The organism is Xenorhabdus littoralis (genome assembly GCF_033949345.1).
Lineage (GTDB): Bacteria > Pseudomonadota > Gammaproteobacteria > Enterobacterales > Enterobacteriaceae > Xenorhabdus > Xenorhabdus littoralis.
Window position 1 is genome coordinate 117,368 of record NZ_VCDP01000025.1, and the last position, 20,792, is coordinate 138,159.

Sequence of the window (20,792 nt, forward strand, 5' to 3'; positions counted from 1 at the left end):
CTTCATGTTATTGCTGAGAAATATCATCCAGCGTTTGCTTAAACAGGGTGGTCAGGCGTTGTTTCTGAGTTGTGTCGTCTATTTCAGCCAGTGCCAAACGTCGCTCAAAGACTTCATTTACACTCAATTCGGTGAGGGTTTCTTTATTTTTTTCAGCCAGTGACAATTGACGGGCGCTTTTGCTGCGGCGTAACAGGATGATTTCAACGGGCAGATCTTCACTCAGGGTTTGGATGCGTTTTTGGATATCGTGTAGGTAATCTTGTGTCGCCACTTCAATATCCAACCAGACAGGACGCTCTCCTTGATAATCCTTGAAAACCTGTAATTGTTTTTCTATTTGTTTCAAATCGCCACGAATAACCTGCATTGGCTGATAACGAGGGATCGGCAAAAGCGTGATGCAATCGAGTTTGTCAGCCCTGAAGTCAACTAAGCAGACACTTTTTTCCTGACCCACTTCATCAAAACTCAGCGGAATAGGAGAGCCACTGTAACGAACATGCTCCGATTTACCGATAACTTGTGGTCGGTGGATATGCCCCAGTGCGATGTAATCGGCCGGGGGGAAAGCTTGGGCGGGGAAAGCATCCAATGTGCCAATGTAAATATCTCGAACGGAATCTGTCGTGGAAGCCCCCACAGTAGTGAGGTGCCCTGTGGCAATAATCGGCAGTGGCTGACCCATTTTTTCTCGCAATGCGCAGGCTCGTTGATGGAGCTGGTGATAGTATTCGGTAATGGCATCCTGTAGCGCGTGCTGTTTTTGTATACCTGATTGCCCCGCCTTACTGGTCATGATGTCTCGTGGACGGAGGTAAGGGATCGCGCAAAGAATTGCTCCCGCATTGCCGTCCCGGTTATTCAATACTTTTATTTGTTGCTCTATTTCTTCAGTGTCAGCATGGGCGATCACTGTTGTATTCAGGTAGGAGAGCAGGGCTTTTGACTCATTGAGCGTAGCAACTGAATCATGGTTACCCCCAAGAATAACAAGCTGGCAGCCTGTAGGCTGTAGGGCGACGATGAATTGGTTATAAAGCTCACGGGCATAACTGGGCGGAGCGCCTGTATCAAAAATATCTCCGGCAATAATCAGTGCATCAACCTGATGCTGCATGATTTGTGCAATAAGCCACTGCAAAAATTGCTTATGCTCTGCGGCACGGCTTTTGGTAAAGAAGTGCTGGCCAAGATGCCAGTCGGATGTATGAATGATTCGCATGTTTTCCTGCCATTGCCGGTGTGGTCCGCTCATTATAAGCGCTAATTATAATGGGTGCGTGAAGGATGTCCTGTGTAATTCAGCTCCCATTATTGAATTTTCGAGACGATTCGCATTCAAAATGAAATATGACAAAGGTGTAATACATTTTCTGCGAGTCAGGTTGCAGCTTGCTGATTGAGAGATAAGGGTTTTCATAAAATTGTCATAAAATTGACTCATAATGACCTAAAGTAAATCTCTCTGACTTCAATAATATTGACAGGATTGACCATGGTTAAACGTATTTTGGTAGTTGAAGATGAAGTGCCGATTCGTGAAATGGTTTGTTTTGTACTGGAGCAAAACGGTTATCAGACTGTTGAAGCCGAAGATTACGATACAGCAATAAGGCGTTTGTCAGAGCCTTATCCTGATTTGGTGTTATTGGACTGGATGATTCCCGGTGGTTCGGGAATTCAGCTTATTAAGCAAATGAAGCACGATAATAATACCAAGACGATTCCTGTCATTATGGTGACTGCTCGCGCAGAAGAAGAGGATCGGGTGCGTGGCCTTGATGTCGGGGCGGATGATTATATCACCAAGCCTTTTTCACCCAATGAATTGATCGCACGAGTCAAAGCGGTCCTGCGTCGTATTGCGCCTATGGAAGCGGAAGATATTATTGATATGGAAGGGTTAATACTGAACCCATTATCTCATCGCGTTTCCAGTCAGGGGCAGGATGTGGAAATGGGACCAACCGAATTCAAACTCCTCCATTTTTTCATGACACACCCGGAGCGGGTCTATAGCCGCGAACAGTTACTCAATTATGTGTGGGGAACGAATGTTTATGTAGAAGATCGTACTGTTGATGTCCATATCAGGCGTCTTCGCAAGGCTCTGGAAGTCGGAGAGCACGATAAAATGGTGCAGACTGTTCGTGGTACAGGATATCGCTTTTCTACCCGTCATTGATGGTTCTCGTTCCTAATGTTTTCATGCCGGAGAAAATAGCGTGCTTGAACGTTTATCTTGGAAAAAATTGGTATTGGGACTCGTGTTTTTCTGCTTTCCTGCGGTCATTTTGTCTCTTTTTGTTGGTTATTTAGCATGGTTGCTGGTTATTGCGCTATTTTTAGCTTTGGTGTGGCATGGTTATAATTTGCTGAAACTATCCGATTGGCTATGGTTGGATCGCAGTATGCTCCCCCCTGCGGGGCAAGGTGGATGGGAACCCATCTTTTATGGTATTTACCAAATGCAGCAGCGCAATCGCAAACGACGTCGTGAGCTTGCGTTATTGATAAAGCGATTCCGTAGTGGTGCAGAGTCGCTGCCGGATGCCATCGTGATGATGACCACGGAAGGCAATATTTTCTGGTGCAACCGTCTGGCCCAGCATTTACTGGGGTTTCGCTGGCCGGAAGATAATGGGCAGCATATTTTCAACTTACTTCGTTATCCCGATTTCAGTCGCTATATCATCGCGAGTGATTTTTCCCGTCCTTTAACCATCGAATTGAACAACGGCAATATGGTGGAATTCCGGATCATGCCTTATTCAGAAAGGCAGTTATTGATGGTGGCTCGTGATATTACCCAAAAGCGATTGCTGGAAAATTCCCGCCGGGATTTTTTCGCCAATGTCAGCCATGAACTCAAGACACCACTCACTGTACTGCAAGGCTATCTGGAGATGATGGATGGTCAGGAGCTGAACAGTAAGGTCAACCAGAAAGCGGTCGGTACGATGCAAGAGCAAATCCGGCGAATGGATAGTCTGGTTACGCAACTGCTGCATCTTTCTAAAATTGAAGTGGGGCCACAAGTGGATATGAATAAGGTGGTTGATGTTCCAATGATATTAAAATTATTGCAGCAGGAAGCGGTGGCTTTAGGTCATAACCAGTACGACATTGTATTTAATATTGATAAAAAATTGAGAGTTTTCGGGAATGAAGAGCAATTGCGCAGTGCCATGTCGAACCTTGTTTATAACGCGATTAATCACACTCCGGCAGAAACACGGATTGAGGTTAGTTGGCGCAGTGTCCCTCAGGGAGCGCTATTTAAAGTGGAAGATAATGGCGGCGGAATTAGCATAGAGCATTTGCCACGCCTGACAGAACGTTTTTATCGTGTTGATCGTGCCCGCTCGCGGCAAACAGGAGGGAATGGATTAGGGCTTGCGATAGTGAAACATGCGTTGCATCACTATAATACCCATCTCGATATTTCGAGCGTATTAGGAAAAGGTTCTACTTTTAGTTTCCTATTGGCATCCCGGCTGATTGTGTCCGACAAAAATAATTTGATTAAAAAATGATAAGTTTAAGGAAGTTAAATGGTAACAATACCGATAAAAAATTATTTATTAATCAATGTGGATGTAAAAAGTACAAATCATATAGGGTGTATTCAGTGATAGATAACCATAACCACTAATTTTAAAAATTAGTTTGAAATATTGTTCTGGTTTTTGGATTGCCGCTTGCCTTTTGGCACTATAAAAGTTTTACTTGGGGGCAGTTGTTGGCGATTCTAGCTGTAATTACCACTATCATTCTGTATCTTGCGATTATCAGTGAATATTATATTGATCACTGACTGTTAAATCAGAATTCAGTCTCGCCAGTGAAAATTCAAGTATTTGTGATACTTGCTATCGCATATGCAATTCTTTTGGCAATCATACATTAATAATCATTATGGCATACCGTTTATCATCTAAGGATATTTGGGCATTAGGTTTTATGACCTTTGCCTTGTTCGTTGGTGCGGGAAATATCATTTTTCCGCCTATGGTTGGCTTGCAAGCGGGAGAACATGTTTGGACCGCAGCTCTTGGCTTCTTGCTAACTGCTGTTGGCCTGCCAGTCATTACTGTGATTGCGTTGGCAAAAGTTGGCGGTGGCATTGAAGCGCTTAGCTCTCCGATTGGTAAAACCGCAGGTTTGATTCTGGCGACTATCTGCTATATGGCTGTTGGCCCGCTGTTTGCAACACCCAGAACAGCAACGGTTTCTTTTCAGCTGGGAATTGCACCACTCACCGGAACTGGTGATCTTCCTCTATTCATCTATAGTGTTATTTATTTTTCATTGGTGATCCTGATTTCACTGTATCCGGGAAAATTGCTGGATACCATTGGGCATATACTGGCTCCAATCAAAATTCTGTCTCTGGCAATTCTGGGTATCGCTGCGCTGCTGTGGCCTGCTGGTAGCCCTATTCCTGCTGTTCAACGCTATCAGGAAACGCCATTCTCAAATGGTTTTGTGAATGGTTATCTGACCATGGATACACTGGCCGCAATGGTGTTCGGTATTGTGATTGTCAATGCAGCCCGTTCCAGAGGTGTTGAAACTTCCACTCTCCTGACCCGCTATGCTATGTGGGCGGGCCTGATTGCTGGCCTGGGTCTGACGCTGGTTTATCTCTCCCTGTTCAAGCTGGGAGAAAGCAGTGGTACATTGGTCCCTACAGCAGAAAATGGTGCGGAGATCCTGCATGCTTATGTGCAGAATATCTTTGGCAGCTACGGAAGTTTCTTCCTTGCGGTATTGATTTTTGTTGCCTGCATGGTTACGGCTGTTGGTCTGACTTGTGCCTGCGCGGAATTCTTCAGCCGTTATTTACCGTTGTCTTATCGTAAGCTGGTATTTATTCTGGGCACTTTCTCCATGCTGGTTTCTAATCTGGGTCTGAGCCACTTGATTAAGTTCTCAATTCCAGTGCTGACGGCGATTTACCCGCCATGTATCGTACTTATTTTACTGAGCTTCACAATAAGCTGGTGGAAGAACTTTACGCGCATTTTGGCTCCGGCAATGGCGGTTAGTCTGCTGTTTGGGATTTTAGATGCGGTGAAATCTTCTGAATACCTGACTCACTTACTGCCAGAATGGGCGAAACATCTGCCTTTGGCAGATCAAGGTCTGGCATGGTTACTGCCGACTTTGCTGGCTATCGTTGTGTGCGCTATCTATGACCGTATCGTAGGAGGCGTAAAGCTCCCAAAGTATGAAATGCAGCATGAAGAGAAGCAGGAACAAAATTAATGCTCTGTAAGTGGTGATCCACGAACTTCATGACTTGATTTACAGCAAGGGATTTGTAAAGAGGGTGAGCATGCTAAAACAGCTCACCCTCTTTTATTTATTCATTTGCCGCTAATTGGTGAAATCTATTTGGGTAAAATCTATTGGGTATCGACAGGCTGGCTCAATAACCAATAGCAGCACCAGCAGGTCGTCTGACATCATTAGAGCCGTAAATATAACCCTCGCGCACAACACCTGACACGGCTGAATCATTGCCTGAGTTAGCTGGGCTGACGCCGGCTGCACCCGGCAACCCAATCATGATTAACTCCGTTGCTCCCCAAGGTGTCTGTTCAATCATCTTGTAACCCATTTTTTCCAGTAAATTCAGGGTGTCTTTTGACAGGCCTCGTTGTTCATAATAGACCTCATCAGGCAGCCATTGATGGTGCATGCGCGGACTATTGACGGCTTCTTGTGGAGGCATGTTGAAATCGATGATATTCAGGGCACTCTGTAGTGTAATGGAAATAATGCGCGAGCCTCCCGGAGATCCCAAGACTAAAAAGATTTTGTTATCTTTAGTCACGAGTGTCGGGCTCATTGATGATAGTGGGCGCTTACCCGGTGCGATTGAATTGGTTGCTCCTTGTACTAGCCCATATAGATTTTTCTCGCCGACTTTAGTCGTGAAATCATCCATTTCATCGTTCAGGAAAAAGCCTGTTCCCGGTGCAATGACAACAGCACCAAAGCGTCCATTGATGGTATAAGTCGTAGATACCGCATTACCCGCTTTATCCACCACGGAATAATGCGTAGTCTCTGGTTTTTCGTGAGGGCCAATGCCAGGCTGAACATTCGTTGATGGCGTGGCTTTATTGGGTTGGATCTCTTTCCTTATGGACTCCGCATAGCTTTTACTTAATAACCGATCAAGCGGGTTATTAACAAATGCAGGGTCGCCTAGGTAAGTGTTTCTATCCATATAGGCGTGACGCATTGCTTCTGTCAGTGTATGGATATAAGCCGCAGAATTAAATCCCATGGATTTAAGGTCATAACCTTCAACAATGTTTAATACTTCACATAACGTAACCCCACCAGAGCTGGGAGGTGGAGAAGAAATGAATTTGTAGCCGCGATAACTACAGGTGACAGGTGCAGTTTCTGTAATGTAGAAATTGGCAAAATCTGCTGCGGTGATAATTCCTCCTGATTTTTTTGATGTTTCTTCAACCAATTGGGGAATTTTGCCGTGATAGAAAGCATCTGGCCCTTGTTTGGCAATCATTTCCAGTGTGTTGGCCAAATCGGTTTGGACGAGTCTGTCGCCGGGTTCGAATGGCGTACCATCTTTACGCAGGAAAATACGGGCAGCTTCAGGATCTTGAGCAAAGCGCTTGACCGTGGTGTCCAGAATATCGGTATCACCACGGGTCAGAATATAGCCTTCGCGCGCCAGTTTGATGGCAGGAGCCATAACTTGTTCGCGGCTCAAGGTTCCATACTTTTTCAATGCCTCTTCAAATCCCATAACTGTGCCCGGAACACCAACCGCTTTATAGCCATACAGACTGGCACCTTTTATGACATTGCCATCTTTATCCAGATACATATCAGCGCTGGCTGTGGCGGGAGCAGTTTCACGGAAATTAATGAAGGTATCCTTGCCATCAGCCAGATGGATGGTCATAAAGCCCCCGCCACCAATATTGCCGCAGCAGGGATTGACTACTGCTTGGGCATAACCAACAGCAACTGCTGCATCAATGGCGTTCCCTCCCATTTTGAGAATATCGATGCCTGTTTGTGAAGCAAGGCGTTGTGAGCTGACAACCATGCCTTGCTTGGCTTCAACAGCAGGTTCAGTGGCAGCATAAAGTGAGGTGGAAACGAGTAGGGATATAGCGATAAAGGGTATTTTCCATGCTTTAAACATATATGTTTTTAACATGTGTTGTTCTCCTAAGCGTGAGTTTATGACAAAGAGACTCAATTGTTTGTGGTGTTTTTGTTAAAATATTGTAACTCACCTTATCGAAAGCTCAGGATTTTGGAAAGATGATTTTCTGAGGAGGAATAGATCTATCTTATAGATGAAAAATATAAGATAAGGGATTTCAGAGAGAAGACTACAACTTGAAAGACGAAGGGTATCGATAGAAAGAAACCAGCCACTCAATGGCTGGTTTCGGATGATTCATAACATGATGAACCAATTTAAAGCTGAAAAATATTACAGTTTATCAGCATTTTTGGTCAGGTATTTTGCTACGCCTTCTGGGGAAGCACCCATACCTTCTTGACCTTTTGCCCATTGTGCCGGACAAACTTCGCCGTGCTCTTCGTGGAATTGCAGGGCATCAACCATACGTACCATTTCATCAATGTTACGGCCCAGTGGCAGGTCGTTAACCACTTGATGACGAACAACACCATTTTTGTCGATCAGGAAAGAACCACGCAGAGCAACGCCAGCTTCTGGGTGCTCAATGCCGTAAGCTTTCATGATGTCACGTTTGATGTCAGCAACCATTGGATATTTGACTTCGCCGATGCCGCCTTCGCTGATTGGGGTTTTACGCCATGCGTTGTGAACGAACTCAGAGTCGAAAGAAATACCGACAACTTCAACGCCACGCTTCTGGAATTCTTCATAGCGATGATCGAAAGCGATCAGCTCAGAAGGACAAACAAAAGTGAAGTCCATTGGCCAGAAGAAAATAACGGCAGGACGACCGTTCAGGTGCTTTTTCAGGTTGAAGTTATCAACGATTTCGCCGTTACCGAGAACTGCAGCAGCTGTAAAATCAGGGGCTTGGCGGGTGACTAAAACCATATTTGACTCCTGTGATTTTAAAAATATGTTATGTAGAAACGGGTTACAGCATAAGGAATTAGGGTATAGCAATAAAGGACAAAATACCAATTGATTTAATAGGTTTTATCTATCAATAGCCAGATTTTGATTTCCTTTGGCCTACATAAGATAAAACTATTTAGGAAAAGTGCAAGGTTCTGGAAAAATTTCCTGTTCAAACTGATGATTATTTAACGCCAGTGTCATCATCTGTGGATAGAATTGCCAAAACAGTGCTTCAAAATCAAAGTAATGCTTTTCTATATCCTGATATGATCCTGCCAGCGCGGATAATTTTGGTCGCCTGCGTGCCATGCTTTGTAACACATTGGCAATGCACGACATATCTGCATAACGAATAAGCAAGTTTTGCGACCAGAGATATTTGTTCAATTCTTGAAATTTTTCAGGAGTTGAACTGAGATGAGGTTCTATATTACTGCGGGCAAGGTTGACAAATTCGGGCAGAGAGTAATTTTTCTCAATTTTGTCCCAATGCAGGGAAAGAAAGTGATCCCAGATAATATCGAGGGTGATTGGGGCAACGCGCCGATACTCGCAGCGGAATAAGCGACGAGCTTCAATGATGAGCGGGTGTCTGTCCGTTAGACTGTCTACCCGGCGATGCATACGGATACCTGCTACAACGTCGGGGCTGAATAATCCGTCTGGAGAGCCTCGGACAAAATCAGCCATCAGGTTGCCCAGCAAGGAACTTTCCGATAATGCAGCTAAATGAAGGTGTGCGAGAAAATTCATAGTATGACTATACCGTAAAGTATGACTATACCGTAAAGTACGACTATACCGTAAAGTACGACTATGCCGTAAAGTACGACTATGCCGTAAAGTACGACTATGCCGTAAAGTGCGGCACCGTAAGACACCGTAAAAAGTATGTCGTAAAAAATATGCAGTAAAGAATATACCCTAAATAGTTAAACTAGTTGCTTCTTTGTTGCACCCTTGCGCTTGCAGCACTAGACTAGTCCGCCTGTTTTTTTGAATGATACAGATAAAATGCGTGTCGCTGATTTTACTTTTGAACTGCCAGAAGAGCTGATTGCTCACTATCCTCAGCCGCAGAGAAGTGGTTGTCGCTTGCTTTCCCTTGACGGTGAAACGGGGAAACTGACGCACGGTATTTTTACTGATGTGCTGAATAAATTGGAAACCGGGGATCTGTTGGTTTTCAATAATACTCGCGTCATTCCTGCGCGCCTGTTTGGTCGCAAGGCGACGGGAGGCAAATTGGAAGTTTTAGTCGAAAGGATGCTGGATAATAAGCGAGTACTTGCCCATGTCCGTGCCTCCAAGGCACTGAAAGAAGGCGCCGGGCTGATTCTCGGTGAAGATGTTTTAGGTGAGGAGCGGAGCATTAAGGCAACCATGCTGGCGCGCCACGATACCTTATTTGAAATCCGTTTTGATGATGAACGTGACGTCTTGACCATTTTGGATCTAATTGGTCACATGCCGTTGCCACCTTATATCGCACGTCCTGATGAAGATGCGGATCGGGAATTATATCAGACGGTCTATAGTGAACGTCCGGGAGCAGTGGCTGCACCGACTGCCGGATTGCATTTTGATGAACCTCTTCTGGCTGCTTTGCGTGAAAAAGGCATCGAAATGGCTTTTGTTACTTTGCATGTTGGTGCCGGTACTTTCCAGCCTGTTCGAGTGGAAACCATCGAAGATCATGTGATGCATGCTGAATACGCAGAAGTGCCGCAAAACGTGGTGGATGCCGTGTTGGCATGTAAAGCGCGTGGCAATAAAGTCATCGCCGTGGGAACAACGTCAGTTCGTTCATTGGAAAGTGCCGCAAAAGCTTGTCAGGATGGGATTATCGCGCCATTTTTTGATGATACCCAAATCTTTATCTACCCAGGATTTAAATATCAGGTTGTAGATGCGCTGATTACCAATTTCCATTTGCCAGAATCCACGCTCATCATGCTGGTTTCTGCATTTGCCGGTTATAAAAATACGATGAATGCTTACAAAGAAGCGGTAGCAGAAAAATATCGCTTTTTCAGTTATGGCGATGCGATGTTTATCAGTTGCAATATGCAGGCATCAAAAGAAGTCGTGTTGAAATAAAGATATTGCAATAAAATATTTTAAGTTCAAAAAGATCGTCATTTCAGCTTCGCTGGTTTGAACGGTATGTAAACATAGCATCAGACTGTTTTTCTGATGTCTGGAGGTTAAGTGAAATTTGAGTTACAAAAGACGAATGGAAATGCTCGTCGTGGCCGTTTGATTTTTGATCGTGGCGTAGTCGAGACTCCGGCATTTATGCCTGTGGGGACTTACGGTACGGTAAAAGGGATGACTCCGGAAGAGGTGAAAGAAACCGGTGCGCAGATCCTGCTGGGAAATACTTTCCATCTCTGGTTGCGTCCGGGTCAGGAAATCATGAAATTACATGGTGACCTGCATGATTTTATGCAGTGGCAAGGGCCGATTCTGACAGATTCTGGTGGTTTCCAGGTTTTCAGTCTCGGTGCGATGCGTAAAATCAAGGAAGAGGGGGTTCATTTCCGTAACCCGATCAATGGGAATCCTGTTTTCCTCAGCCCTGAAAAATCCATGGAAATCCAATATGATTTGGGTTCCGATATCGTTATGATTTTTGATGAATGTACGCCATACCCGGCTGATTGGGATTATGCGAAGCGTTCCATGGAAATGTCACTGCGCTGGGCTGCACGCAGTCGTCAACGTTTTGATGAGCTGAATAATAAAAATGCCTTGTTTGGTATTATTCAGGGCAGTGTCTATGAAGACTTACGTGATGTTTCCGTAAAAGGACTGGTGGAAATTGGTTTTGATGGCTACGCTGTGGGGGGTCTTGCTGTCGGTGAACCAAAAGAAGACATGCACCGTATTCTGGAACATGTTTGTCCGCAAATCCCGCAGGATAAGCCCCGCTATCTGATGGGCGTCGGTAAGCCAGAAGATTTGGTTGAAGGCGTTCGTCGTGGTATCGATATGTTTGACTGCGTGATGCCAACGCGTAATGCCCGCAACGGTCATCTGTTCGTGACAGAAGGGGTCATCAAAATCCGCAATGCCAAACATAAAGAAGATACTTCTCCGTTAGATGAGCATTGTGACTGCTATACTTGTCGGAATTATAGCCGTGCATACCTGCATCATCTTGATCGTTGTAACGAAATTCTTGGTGCAAGGCTGAATACGATACATAATTTAAGGTATTATCAACGTTTGATGGCCGGAATTCGCAAAGCCATTGAAGAAGACAGACTGGAACAGTTTGTCGAAGAGTTTTATCAGCAGATCGGTAAACCCTTTCCGCCGTTAAATATATAATTTGGCGTGACTAATCAGCCTCAATATGTGTAGCATATTGGGCTGGTTTTTGATCGAGCCACTGTCGATTTTCGACAACGATATTTTTGATAACACTATTTTTCGATAACAGTGTGTTCGATAACAATGTTTTCGATAACAATGAGGGATATTTGATGAGTTTTTTTATTTCTGAAGCAGCGGCAGCCTCTGGTGCGTCAGCGCAATCTCAGGGAAGCCCATATTCTCTGATTATTATGCTGGCTGTTTTCGGTTTGATTTTCTATTTCATGATCCTGCGTCCACAACAAAAACGCACCAAAGAACATAAAAAACTGATGGAGTCTATCTCTAAAGGAGATGAAGTGTTGACTTCTGGTGGTTTGGTTGGTCGTGTCTCTAAAGTGTCTGAAACAGGCTATGTTGTGATTGCTCTGAATGACACAACAGAAATAACTGTCAAACGTGACTTCGTCGCTGCCGTTTTGCCGAAAGGTACAATGAAAGCTATTTAATTTTCCGATTTTCCCGAAGGGAACTGCCGTGTTGAACCGTTATCCTTTGTGGAAGTATCTGATGCTGATCGCTGCGATCCTCATCGGTTTGCTTTATGCACTTCCCAACCTGTATGGTGAGGATCCGGCTGTACAAATCACTGGCGCGCGAGGCATCGCCGCCAGTGAAAAAACGCTGGACCAAGTCCGTAATGTTTTAGAGAAAGATCAAATTCATAGCAAGTCCATTGCATTGGAAAATGGAGCTATCCTTGCCCGTTTCAGTAGCACTGACGTGCAGCTCCGCGCCCGTGAAGCGCTGGTTTCTGCATTGGGCGAACAATATGTCGTGGCACTGAACCTCGCACCCGCGACACCTATCTGGTTAAGAACAATTAGCGCTGAGCCGATGAAGCTGGGGCTTGACCTGCGTGGCGGTGTTCACTTCCTGATGGAAGTGGATATGGAAACCGCACTGAGCAAGTTACAGGAACAAAATATTGATAGCCTGCGCTCTGAATTACGTGATCAAGGCATCCCATATTCAACCATCCGCAAAATTGATAATTACGGTGCCGAAGTCCGTTTCCGCGACAACGATGCTCGTTCTAAAGCGGAAAGCTATCTTGAACCCCGTCACCGGGATTTAGTGTTCTCTACGGGCACAAATAACACTCTGAAAGTTGTCATGAGTGATGAACGCCTGCGTGAAGCCCGCTCTTATGCAGTGCAGCAGAACATCACTATCCTGCGTAACCGTGTAAACCAATTGGGGGTTGCAGAACCTCTGGTTCAACGTCAGGGTGCAGACCGTATCGTTGTTGAGTTACCGGGTATTCAGGATACCGCTCGTGCGAAAGAAATTCTGGGCGCAACGGCAACACTGGAATTCCGTCTGGTTAATAGCAACGTTGACCAGAATGCCGCGTTATCAGGCCGCATTCCGGCTGATTCAGAATTGAAATATAGCCGGGATGGTGCTCCTGTTGTGCTGTATAAGCGCGTTATTCTGACGGGTGACCATATCACTGACTCAACTTCCAGCACTGATGAAAACGGTTATCCGCAGGTTAATATTTCGCTGGATAGTGCTGGTGGTACGGCGATGTCTAATTTCACCAAAGATAATCTGCAAAAACCAATGGCAACGCTGTTTGTGGAATACAAAGACAGCGGTAAGAAAGATGCCAACGGTCGTACGCTTTTGGTGAAGCAAGAAGAAGTCATCAATATTGCCACCATCCAGTCACGTTTGGGTAACAGTTTCCGCATTACGGGGATTAGTAACCCGGCTGAAGCTCGTCAGTTGTCACTCTTACTTCGTGCTGGTGCCTTGATCGCGCCAATCCAGATCGTGGAAGAGCGTACAATCGGGCCAACTCTGGGTATGCAGAATATCCAGCAGGGCCTTGAGGCGTGTCTGTGGGGCTTGATTGCGTCCATCTTGTTCATGGTGATTTACTACCGTAAGTTTGGCCTGATTGCGAGCAGTGCTCTGCTGGCCAACTTGGTGCTGATCGTCGGCATTATGTCCTTACTGCCCGGAGCGACGCTGACTATGCCGGGAATTGCCGGTATCGTCCTGACACTGGCTGTAGCGGTGGATGCGAACGTCTTGATTAACGAACGTATCAAAGAAGAGTTACGCAACGGTCGAACGGTACAACAGGCTATTCACGAAGGTTATAAAGGTGCGTTCTCCAGTATCATCGACGCAAACCTGACTACGCTGATTACTGCCATCATCCTGTACGCGGTGGGCACTGGCTCGATCAAGGGCTTCGCGATCACCACCAGCATTGGTGTGGCGACTTCGATGTTCACTGCGATTGTGGGAACACGTGCAATCGTGAACTTGCTGTACGGTGGCAAGCGTATCAATAAGTTGTCAATTTAAGGAGCACGTTGTGGCACAGGATTATACTGTTGAACAATTAAACTATGGGCGTAAAGTCATCGACTTTATGCGCTGGGACAACGTTGCCTTTGGGATTTCGTTCCTGCTATTGGTCGCTTCTATCGTCATGATAGGAACCCGTGGGTTTAACTGGGGTCTTGATTTTACCGGTGGTACGGTAATTGAGGTTAACCTGAGTAAGCCAGCGGATCTGGATAAGATGCGTGATAGCCTGACCCAGAATGGTTTTGCTGATCCTCTTTTGCAAAATTTTGGCAGCAGCCGTGATGTGATGGTTCGTATGCCACCCGTGACAGGTAATGCGGGGCAAGAGCTGGGTAATAAGATTATTTCGGTTATTAACCAGAATATCGATAAAGATGCGAAGGTCAAACGTGTTGAGTTCGTAGGCCCGAGCGTAGGTAGCGAACTGGCGCAAACGGGTGCGATGGCACTATTGACTGCCCTGATCTCTATCCTTATTTATGTCGGTTTCCGCTTTGAATGGCGTCTGGCATTAGGTGCAGTTATCGCGCTTGCGCATGATGTGGTCATTACATTAGGGGTACTGTCGTTATTCCGTATCGAAATTGACCTGACTATCGTGGCATCGTTGATGTCCGTCATCGGCTATTCGTTGAATGATAGTATCGTTGTTTCGGATCGTATCCGTGAAAACTTCCGCAAGATACGTCGCGGAACATCGTATGAAATCATGAATGTTTCCCTGACCCAGACTCTGAGTCGTACGATCATGACTTCTGCGACCACGTTGTTGGTTGTGGTGATGCTGTACATTTTCGGTGGTGAAATGCTGAAAGGCTTCTCACTGGCAATGTTAATCGGTGTTTCTATCGGTACAGTATCTTCCATCTATGTTGCGTCTGCATTAGCCCTGAAATTGGGTATGAAGCGTGAACATATGATCCAGCAGAAAGTTGAGAAAGAAGGAGCAGATCAGCCTTCCATCCTTCCTTGATGGATTAGCATGGATGGTTTAGCATGATCGAGCTCTGATATAACTTAAACACCCTGTGAGTACTTACTGACAGGGTGTTTTTCATTATCACTTCAAGGTACACTGTTATTCCTTCGGTCAACTGTCAGGAAACGATATGCATTGCCCATTTTGCGCAGCCGTTGATACTAAAGTTATTGATTCCCGCTTGGTTGGGGATGGCTCACAAGTGCGCCGTCGCCGTCAGTGCTTAGAATGTCATGAACGCTTCACTACATTTGAGGTTGCAGAGCTAGTGATGCCGCGAGTCATTAAAAGTGATGATATTCGTGAGTCTTTCGACGAAGAAAAATTGCGTCGTGGCATGCAGAAGGCACTGGAAAAACGTCCTGTCAGCTCTGATGATGTAGAAACAGCAATCAGTCATATCAAATCACAAGTACGGGCAACAGGGGAACGTGAGATCCCGTCCAAAATGATTGGAAACTTTGTTATGGATGCGCTGAAAAAATTAGATAAAGTGGCTTATATCCGTTTCGCATCTGTTTACCGTAGCTTTGAGGATATTCGTGAATTTGGCGAAGAGATTGCCAGATTACAAGACTAAACAATAAGACTCAACGACAAGACTAAATACCATGACACTTGATGAAATATATATGTCCCGGGCGCTGGAGCTGGCGAATCAGGGACGTTTTACAACATCTCCGAATCCGAATGTAGGTTGTGTTATTGTCAAGGATGATCAGATAGTCGGGGAAGGTTTCCATTTACGTGCAGGTGAACCTCATGCAGAGGTTCATGCTCTCCGCATGGCAGGTGAAAAAGCCAGAGGCGCTACCGCCTATGTCACGCTTGAACCATGTAGTCATCATGGTAAGACTCCTCCCTGTGCTGATGCATTGATTGCCGCCGGTTTAAGCCGTGTTGTGGTTTCGATGCAAGATCCCAATCCGCAAGTTGCTGGTCGTGGTTTGTATAAATTGCAGCAGGCGGGTATTGCTGTTGAACATGGTCTGATGATGGCGCAGGCTGAATCCTTGAATAAAGGATTTCTCAAACGTATGCGTACAGGCTTTCCTTATCTTCAATTGAAGTTAGGAGCATCATTGGATGGCCGTACTGCGCTGGCCTCGGGAGAAAGTAAGTGGATTACCTCACCGGAAGCCCGTCAGGATGTACAGAGTTTGCGGGCAAAGTGCAGTGCCATTCTGAGCTCCGGCTCAACAGTACTGGCTGATGACCCTTCACTGACTGTCCGGTGGAATGAACTTGATGCTGAAACACAAGCGGTTTATCCTCAGGAACTTCTCCGTCAACCCATCCGTATCATTACTGATAGCCAAAATCGTATCACACCAGAGCATCAGGTTATCCAGCAAGCAGGGCAATGTTGGTTAGCACGTACTGACAAAAATGAACAACAATGGCCTGATAATGTCGAACAGATTTTATTGCCGGTACATGGTGATGGTGTCGATTTGGTACTGTTGATGATGCAGCTTGGCAAACGTCAGATTAATTCAGTTTGGGCGGAATGCGGCCCAACTCTGGCCGGGGCTTTATTATCTCTGGGGCTGGTAGATGAATTAATCCTGTATATCGCCCCTAAAATATTGGGAAATAATGCCAGAGGATTGTTCGCCATCCCTGAATTGCAGAAATTATCCGATGCACCCGAATTCACTCTGTTTGATGTGCAACAGATTGGGCCTGATGTTCGTCTTCGTTTGCGTCCTGTCTGAGAGTCCTGATTCAAGTTTGGACATAAACCAAGACGCAGAGAAAAATAATGTGATAAGATCCGCGCCCCTGCGGATATGAATAAAGTATAAGGAAGGCTATGAACGTAATCAAAGGTGTTGTTGCAGCTCCTGAAGCCCGCATTGCTATTGCGATTGCCCGCTTTAACAACTTCATTAATGACAGCCTGCTGGAAGGGGCCGTAGATGCGCTGGATCGCATCGGTCAGGTCTCTTCAGACAATATCACCGTAGTATGGGTACCGGGTGCCTATGAGTTGCCATTGGCAGCCAAGGCTCTGGCTGAATCCGAAAAATATGATGCGGTTATCGCTTTGGGTACGGTTATCCGTGGCGGTACAGCCCACTTCGAATATGTTGCTGGCGAGTGTAGCTCTGGTTTATCCAGCGTGGCGATGTCCAGCAATATTCCTGTTACATTTGGTGTTTTGACAACCGAAAATATTGAACAGGCGATTGAACGCGCTGGCACTAAAGCGGGTAATAAAGGTGCGGAAGCTGCCTTGACCGCATTGGAAATGATCAATGTAATTAAAGCCATTAAGGCTTAAGTTTTTTAGTTTTAATTAAGGGGAATTTTGTGAAACCTGCTGCTCGTCGTCGTGCTCGTGAGTGTGCTGTTCAGGCAATTTATTCATGGCAATTATCTAAAAACAGCGTTGCTGATGTTGAATTGCAGTTTCTGTCGGAGCAGGACGTAACTGGTGTTGATATCACCTATTTCCGTGAGTTGCTGTCTGGGGTAGCGGTCAATGCTACAAAATTGGATGCCTTGATGGCTCCTTATCTTTCCCGCCAGCTCGAAGAGTTAGGTCAGGTGGAAAAAGCTATCTTGCGCGTTGCGATGTTTGAACTAAGCTTTCGTGATGATGTTCCCTACAAAGTGGCTATTAATGAAGGCATCGAGCTGGCAAAAACGTTCGGCGCTGAAGATAGCCATAAATTTGTGAATGGGGTATTGGATAAAGCTGGCCCGGCAGCACGCAAGAAAAAGTGATTGCTTGTCAGGAGTTCCCCATTATAACTCGATGATTTTATTCATAAGGCCGGTTATCCGGCCTTATGTACTCATCGTCAGTCACTTTTTGGAATTCTATTATGGCATGTGGTGAATTTGACCTCATTGCACGTTATTTCAATCGCCATATCACTCGCCGCCGTGATGTAAGTCTAGGCATTGGTGATGATTGCGCGCTGATGACCGTTGCAGATAAGCAAGAATTAGCAGTAACAACGGATACTCTGGTTTCTGGCGTTCATTTTCTTCCTGATATTTCACCGGAAGAGCTGGCCTATAAGGCATTGGCTGTCAATATCAGTGATCTGGCTGCTGTCGGGGCTGATCCGGCCTGGGCATCTCTGGCATTAACGTTACCTGACGTCAATGAGGATTGGTTAAAGCGATTCAGTGATAGCCTTTTTGAGCAACTGAACTATTACGGTATGCAGTTGATTGGTGGGGATACCACAAAAGGCCCCATGAGTCTGACCTTAACCGTACATGGTTTGGTTCCGGCAGGCAGGGCGCTGCGCCGATCAGGGGCGAAGAACGGTGACTGGATTTATGTAACCGGAACACTGGGTGATAGTGCCGCAGGACTTGCTCTGTTGCAAAAACGTCTGACTGTTGAAGATACTGCGATCCACAATTGGCTGGTGAAACGTCATCTTCGTCCGCAACCACGGGTTTTACAGGGGCAGGCACTGCGCAATCTTGCTTCCTCTGCGATTGATTTGTCTGATGGTCTGATTTCTGATCTCAACCATATTCTGACGGCTAGTCAATGTGGCGCACGTATTAATCTGGATGCGTTACCTTATTCAGAAGCCATGCAGCAATATGTTTCTTCAGAACAGGCATTGAAATGGGCGCTGAGCGGTGGAGAAGATTACGAATTATGCTTTACCGTACCTGAACTTAACCGTGGTGCATTAAATATGGCATTGGCCCATTCTGGTGCCAGCTTCTGCTGTGTTGGGCAAATCAGGCCAGAATCAGAAGGTATCCGCTACTTTAACAACAACGAAGAAATCGAGCTGGATCTGAAAGGCTTTGACCATTTTCAAACAGATAAAAAACTAATAGTATCTTGTCCGGCAGGGCAGTTAGCCAAAAATGACCAGACGGAGGGAACGCATGGATGATGCAAAACGCCACTTAAAAATGAGCAATCCGTGGCATTTGTTGGCGACAGGATTCGGAAGTGGCTTATCGCCAATTATGCCGGGCACAATGGGTTCAGTGGCAGCAATCCCTTTCTGGTTACTGCTGACGCAGTTGCCGACTTGGGGAATATGGTTGGTTATTTTGCTGGGAACGGTCATTGGTTGCGTGATTTGTCAGAAAGCTGCCGATGCCATGAACGTAGACGATCCGGGTTGTGTTGTTTGGGATGAGTTCATTGGTATGTGGATCACACTGATGGCAATCCCGGTACTCAACTGGCAATGGGTTTTGGTGGGCTTTGTGGTATTCCGCATTTTCGATATGTGGAAACCGTGGCCGATTCGATGGTTTGACCGCTATGTGAAAGGCGGTATTGGCATTATGCTGGATGACATTATCGCCGCGATTTTTGCGGTTGCCGTTATCTGGTTGTTGAACTTCTACCAGTTGCTGCCTTTCTAAAAACAGTGATTTTCTCATATATTAGCCACTGACAACCAGTGGCTATATTCAGTCGATTTCAAGAACTAATGGATCTCAGGATTCATCCAACAAAGCTTGCAATCTGAAAGATGACAGGTTTATTTCTTTTTCAGTTTGTCGTCCCGCCTGTAACAGCAATATCCTTTGCATTCTTCAATACAGTTGCCATTGCTATTTCCAACGCTGCCGTCATCACTTCTACAGACATGCTTGCGATATCTGAATATCTTGCTGCCTGTTCTGGCAAATAAGGTACATGGATAAATCCGCCCCGCACAGCCGGGTAATGTTGATTAAGATAATGCAAAAGGCCATACATGACATGGTTGCAGACAAAAGTTCCGGCAGTTTGAGAGATGTTTGCTGGGATACCCGATTTACGCAGGTCACTGACAATGGATTTAATCGGTAAAGTAGAAAAATAAGCCGCCGGTCCATTGATGATAACCGGAGTATCAATAGGTTTTTTGCCTGCATTATCAGGAATACTGGCATCGTTAATATTGATTCCGATGCGTTCTACGGTGATATTTGTTCTGCTTCCTGCTTCCCCTATTGAAATCACGACTTCTGGTTTAACTCGTTCAATTGCAGCATAAAGGTGTTCCAGAGAAGTATCGAAAACACAAGGGAGCTGACAAACCTCAACATGAGCGCCATCAATCTGGCATCCTTGTAATGGCCTGACGGCTTCCCATGATGGATTTATTGACTCACCACCAAAAGGCTCAAAAGCAGTGACTAAAATAGTTTTCATTAGGGTTCCTTTTTATTTTTCATTAATTGGTTTATCAAGTTTAATGCACTCAGTAAATGATAACGCTGGTCAGGGGTTAAACGCAGGTAACGGCTGGTAGCCGGAAATCCAGTTCTTCTAAGGTCTGCCGTATAACGGGATATTTCTCCAGTTGCTGAATTAATGTAAGCCCATCATCCTGTTTTGAAACAAAACGTATCTGTTTTTTGCACAGACTGCCGCCCGTTTTCACCTGTATATCGACATTCTGTATATCAATATTAGAGGGATATTCAATTGTGCCGGAGACTGCAAACCTTGTATAAACAATAAACGCCATAAACAGAATATTCACTCTTTCACTTACACGTATTGTCAACTGCTCTTCTGGCTTAATAAGTAGTTCGCCCGGCCTTGTCCACTCATAGCAGCGCATAACTTGCTGTCAGACTTAACATAATCACGAAAGGAATATAAACATCTGCTTTGTTCATACCCGGTGGAGTTATATAAACAATGGCCAGAATAATTCCTACACTTGAAATAATCTGCGGCAACGGGAAAAACGGTGATTTATAGGCCCGGTGCAGATCAGGACGGCGAATACGCAGCAGGATCACCGAGATAGTGACCAGCAAATAAGCGGTTCCCCATGAGCATACGGCTGCTAATACCAATGGGATAATACGGTTCAGACAGCAGCCCGATACCAATCCAGTATTTACCGAAATCACCCATTACCTGTCCGGCAAAAGCAGGGATCGCCATCGGCGTTACCAGTTCACAGCCGACAAACATAAACATCGCCATGCCAATCAGGCTTATTTAGAGCATTTTCATCAGTCAGAACCACT

At 45.5% G+C, this 20,792-nt stretch carries 19 protein-coding genes and 2 pseudogenes; 14 read left to right on the plus strand and 7 right to left on the minus strand.

The window, feature by feature from the left end:
* Positions 1–7: 7 nt before the first annotated feature.
* The gene (gene sbcD / locus FE394_RS07595; protein WP_319925890.1) at positions 8–1,225 is read right to left on the minus strand and encodes an exonuclease subunit SbcD; all 1,218 of its coding nucleotides are present in this window, start codon (positions 1,223–1,225) and stop codon (positions 8–10) included.
* Positions 1,226–1,498: 273 nt separating this feature from the next.
* On the opposite strand from sbcD, the gene phoB reads away from it, so the two are divergent.
* The 3 genes from phoB to brnQ all read left to right on the plus strand — a co-directional run bounded on the left by phoB (position 1,499) and on the right by brnQ (position 5,274).
* Positions 1,499–2,188 carry a phosphate regulon transcriptional regulator PhoB gene (phoB, locus tag FE394_RS07600; protein ID WP_319925793.1) on the plus strand — a complete coding sequence of 230 codons (690 nt, stop codon included), beginning with the start codon at positions 1,499–1,501 and terminating at the stop codon, positions 2,186–2,188.
* A 40-nt stretch (positions 2,189–2,228) separates the two neighbouring features.
* Complete coding sequence (phoR, locus tag FE394_RS07605; protein ID WP_319925794.1) at positions 2,229–3,539, plus strand: phosphate regulon sensor histidine kinase PhoR; 1,311 nt, start codon at positions 2,229–2,231, stop codon at positions 3,537–3,539.
* A 382-nt stretch (positions 3,540–3,921) separates the two neighbouring features.
* A complete protein-coding gene (brnQ, locus tag FE394_RS07610) occupies positions 3,922–5,274 on the plus strand; it encodes a branched-chain amino acid transport system II carrier protein (protein ID WP_319925795.1) in 1,353 nt (450 codons plus the stop codon).
* Between the two features lie 163 nt (positions 5,275–5,437).
* Here the strand turns inward: brnQ and ggt are convergent, their stop codons facing one another.
* The 3 genes from ggt to FE394_RS07625 form a co-directional block, all read right to left on the minus strand.
* Positions 5,438–7,198, minus strand: coding sequence for a gamma-glutamyltransferase (gene ggt, locus FE394_RS07615; protein ID WP_319925891.1), 1,761 nt, complete (start codon positions 7,196–7,198; stop codon positions 5,438–5,440).
* Positions 7,199–7,495: 297 nt separating this feature from the next.
* Complete coding sequence (locus FE394_RS07620) at positions 7,496–8,098, minus strand: peroxiredoxin C (RefSeq protein ID WP_038238524.1); 603 nt, start codon at positions 8,096–8,098, stop codon at positions 7,496–7,498.
* Between the two features lie 156 nt (positions 8,099–8,254).
* The gene (locus FE394_RS07625; RefSeq protein WP_319925796.1) at positions 8,255–8,878 is read right to left on the minus strand and encodes an acyl carrier protein phosphodiesterase; all 624 of its coding nucleotides are present in this window, start codon (positions 8,876–8,878) and stop codon (positions 8,255–8,257) included.
* A 261-nt stretch (positions 8,879–9,139) separates the two neighbouring features.
* Here FE394_RS07625 and queA point away from each other — a divergent pair, with 261 nt between their 5' ends.
* The 11 genes from queA to pgpA all read left to right on the plus strand — a co-directional run bounded on the left by queA (position 9,140) and on the right by pgpA (position 19,181).
* On the plus strand, positions 9,140–10,225 hold the full coding sequence (queA, locus tag FE394_RS07630) for a tRNA preQ1(34) S-adenosylmethionine ribosyltransferase-isomerase QueA (protein WP_319925797.1): 1,086 nt from the start codon (positions 9,140–9,142) through the stop codon (positions 10,223–10,225).
* Positions 10,226–10,336: 111 nt separating this feature from the next.
* The gene (gene tgt / locus FE394_RS07635; RefSeq protein ID WP_319925798.1) at positions 10,337–11,461 is read left to right on the plus strand and encodes a tRNA guanosine(34) transglycosylase Tgt; all 1,125 of its coding nucleotides are present in this window, start codon (positions 10,337–10,339) and stop codon (positions 11,459–11,461) included.
* A 155-nt stretch (positions 11,462–11,616) separates the two neighbouring features.
* Positions 11,617–11,955, plus strand: a complete 339-nt coding sequence (gene yajC, locus FE394_RS07640; protein ID WP_319925799.1) for a preprotein translocase subunit YajC — start codon at positions 11,617–11,619, stop codon at positions 11,953–11,955.
* 28 nt (positions 11,956–11,983) lie between these two features.
* Positions 11,984–13,831: a protein translocase subunit SecD gene (gene secD, locus FE394_RS07645; RefSeq protein WP_319925800.1), complete on the plus strand. Its 1,848-nt coding sequence runs from the start codon at positions 11,984–11,986 to the stop codon at positions 13,829–13,831.
* Between the two features lie 10 nt (positions 13,832–13,841).
* Positions 13,842–14,810, plus strand: coding sequence for a protein translocase subunit SecF (gene secF / locus FE394_RS07650; RefSeq protein ID WP_319925801.1), 969 nt, complete (start codon positions 13,842–13,844; stop codon positions 14,808–14,810).
* 136 nt (positions 14,811–14,946) lie between these two features.
* A complete protein-coding gene (gene nrdR / locus FE394_RS07655) occupies positions 14,947–15,396 on the plus strand; it encodes a transcriptional regulator NrdR (RefSeq protein ID WP_273553189.1) in 450 nt (149 codons plus the stop codon).
* Positions 15,397–15,427: 31 nt separating this feature from the next.
* Positions 15,428–16,534, plus strand: a complete 1,107-nt coding sequence (gene ribD, locus FE394_RS07660; protein ID WP_319925802.1) for a bifunctional diaminohydroxyphosphoribosylaminopyrimidine deaminase/5-amino-6-(5-phosphoribosylamino)uracil reductase RibD — start codon at positions 15,428–15,430, stop codon at positions 16,532–16,534.
* 98 nt (positions 16,535–16,632) lie between these two features.
* The gene (gene ribH, locus FE394_RS07665; RefSeq protein WP_319925803.1) at positions 16,633–17,103 is read left to right on the plus strand and encodes a 6,7-dimethyl-8-ribityllumazine synthase; all 471 of its coding nucleotides are present in this window, start codon (positions 16,633–16,635) and stop codon (positions 17,101–17,103) included.
* A 29-nt stretch (positions 17,104–17,132) separates the two neighbouring features.
* The gene (nusB, locus tag FE394_RS07670; protein ID WP_319925804.1) at positions 17,133–17,549 is read left to right on the plus strand and encodes a transcription antitermination factor NusB; all 417 of its coding nucleotides are present in this window, start codon (positions 17,133–17,135) and stop codon (positions 17,547–17,549) included.
* Between the two features lie 101 nt (positions 17,550–17,650).
* A complete protein-coding gene (gene thiL, locus FE394_RS07675; protein WP_319925805.1) occupies positions 17,651–18,697 on the plus strand; it encodes a thiamine-phosphate kinase in 1,047 nt (348 codons plus the stop codon).
* Positions 18,690–19,181 carry a phosphatidylglycerophosphatase A gene (gene pgpA / locus FE394_RS07680; protein WP_319925806.1) on the plus strand — a complete coding sequence of 164 codons (492 nt, stop codon included), beginning with the start codon at positions 18,690–18,692 and terminating at the stop codon, positions 19,179–19,181. Before thiL ends, pgpA begins: the two co-directional genes overlap by 8 nt.
* 130 nt (positions 19,182–19,311) lie before the next feature.
* Here pgpA and pcp read toward each other — a convergent pair whose 3' ends face one another.
* The 3 genes and pseudogenes from pcp to FE394_RS07695 form a co-directional block, all read right to left on the minus strand.
* A complete protein-coding gene (pcp, locus tag FE394_RS07685; RefSeq protein ID WP_319925807.1) occupies positions 19,312–19,959 on the minus strand; it encodes a pyroglutamyl-peptidase I in 648 nt (215 codons plus the stop codon).
* Positions 19,959–20,374, minus strand: a pseudogene (locus FE394_RS07690) (DUF3156 family protein). Before FE394_RS07690 ends, pcp begins: the two are co-directional and overlap by 1 nt.
* A pseudogene (locus FE394_RS07695) lies at positions 20,367–20,754 on the minus strand (APC family amino acid permease); the annotation flags it as partial. The pseudogenes FE394_RS07695 and FE394_RS07690, both read right to left, overlap by 8 nt.
* Between the last annotated feature and the right edge of the window lie 38 nt (positions 20,755–20,792).

Bases quoted from the DNA above. Each gene is read 5' to 3' on its own strand.
- queA (WP_319925797.1), top strand. From the start codon at position 9,140: ATGCGTGTCGCTGATTTTACTTTTGAACTGCCAGAAGAGCTGATTGCT.
- ribH (WP_319925803.1), top strand. From the start codon at position 16,633: ATGAACGTAATCAAAGGTGTTGTTGCAGCTCCTGAAGCCCGCATTGCT.
- FE394_RS07620 (WP_038238524.1), bottom strand. From the start codon at position 8,098: ATGGTTTTAGTCACCCGCCAAGCCCCTGATTTTACAGCTGCTGCAGTT.
- brnQ (WP_319925795.1), top strand. From the start codon at position 3,922: ATGGCATACCGTTTATCATCTAAGGATATTTGGGCATTAGGTTTTATG.
- phoB (WP_319925793.1), top strand. From the start codon at position 1,499: ATGGTTAAACGTATTTTGGTAGTTGAAGATGAAGTGCCGATTCGTGAA.
- yajC (WP_319925799.1), top strand. From the start codon at position 11,617: ATGAGTTTTTTTATTTCTGAAGCAGCGGCAGCCTCTGGTGCGTCAGCG.
- ggt (WP_319925891.1), bottom strand. From the start codon at position 7,198: ATGTTTAAAGCATGGAAAATACCCTTTATCGCTATATCCCTACTCGTT.
- pgpA (WP_319925806.1), top strand. From the start codon at position 18,690: ATGGATGATGCAAAACGCCACTTAAAAATGAGCAATCCGTGGCATTTG.
- sbcD (WP_319925890.1), bottom strand. From the start codon at position 1,225: ATGCGAATCATTCATACATCCGACTGGCATCTTGGCCAGCACTTCTTT.
- nrdR (WP_273553189.1), top strand. From the start codon at position 14,947: ATGCATTGCCCATTTTGCGCAGCCGTTGATACTAAAGTTATTGATTCC.
- pcp (WP_319925807.1), bottom strand. From the start codon at position 19,959: ATGAAAACTATTTTAGTCACTGCTTTTGAGCCTTTTGGTGGTGAGTCA.
- ribD (WP_319925802.1), top strand. From the start codon at position 15,428: ATGACACTTGATGAAATATATATGTCCCGGGCGCTGGAGCTGGCGAAT.
- thiL (WP_319925805.1), top strand. From the start codon at position 17,651: ATGGCATGTGGTGAATTTGACCTCATTGCACGTTATTTCAATCGCCAT.
- FE394_RS07625 (WP_319925796.1), bottom strand. From the start codon at position 8,878: ATGAATTTTCTCGCACACCTTCATTTAGCTGCATTATCGGAAAGTTCC.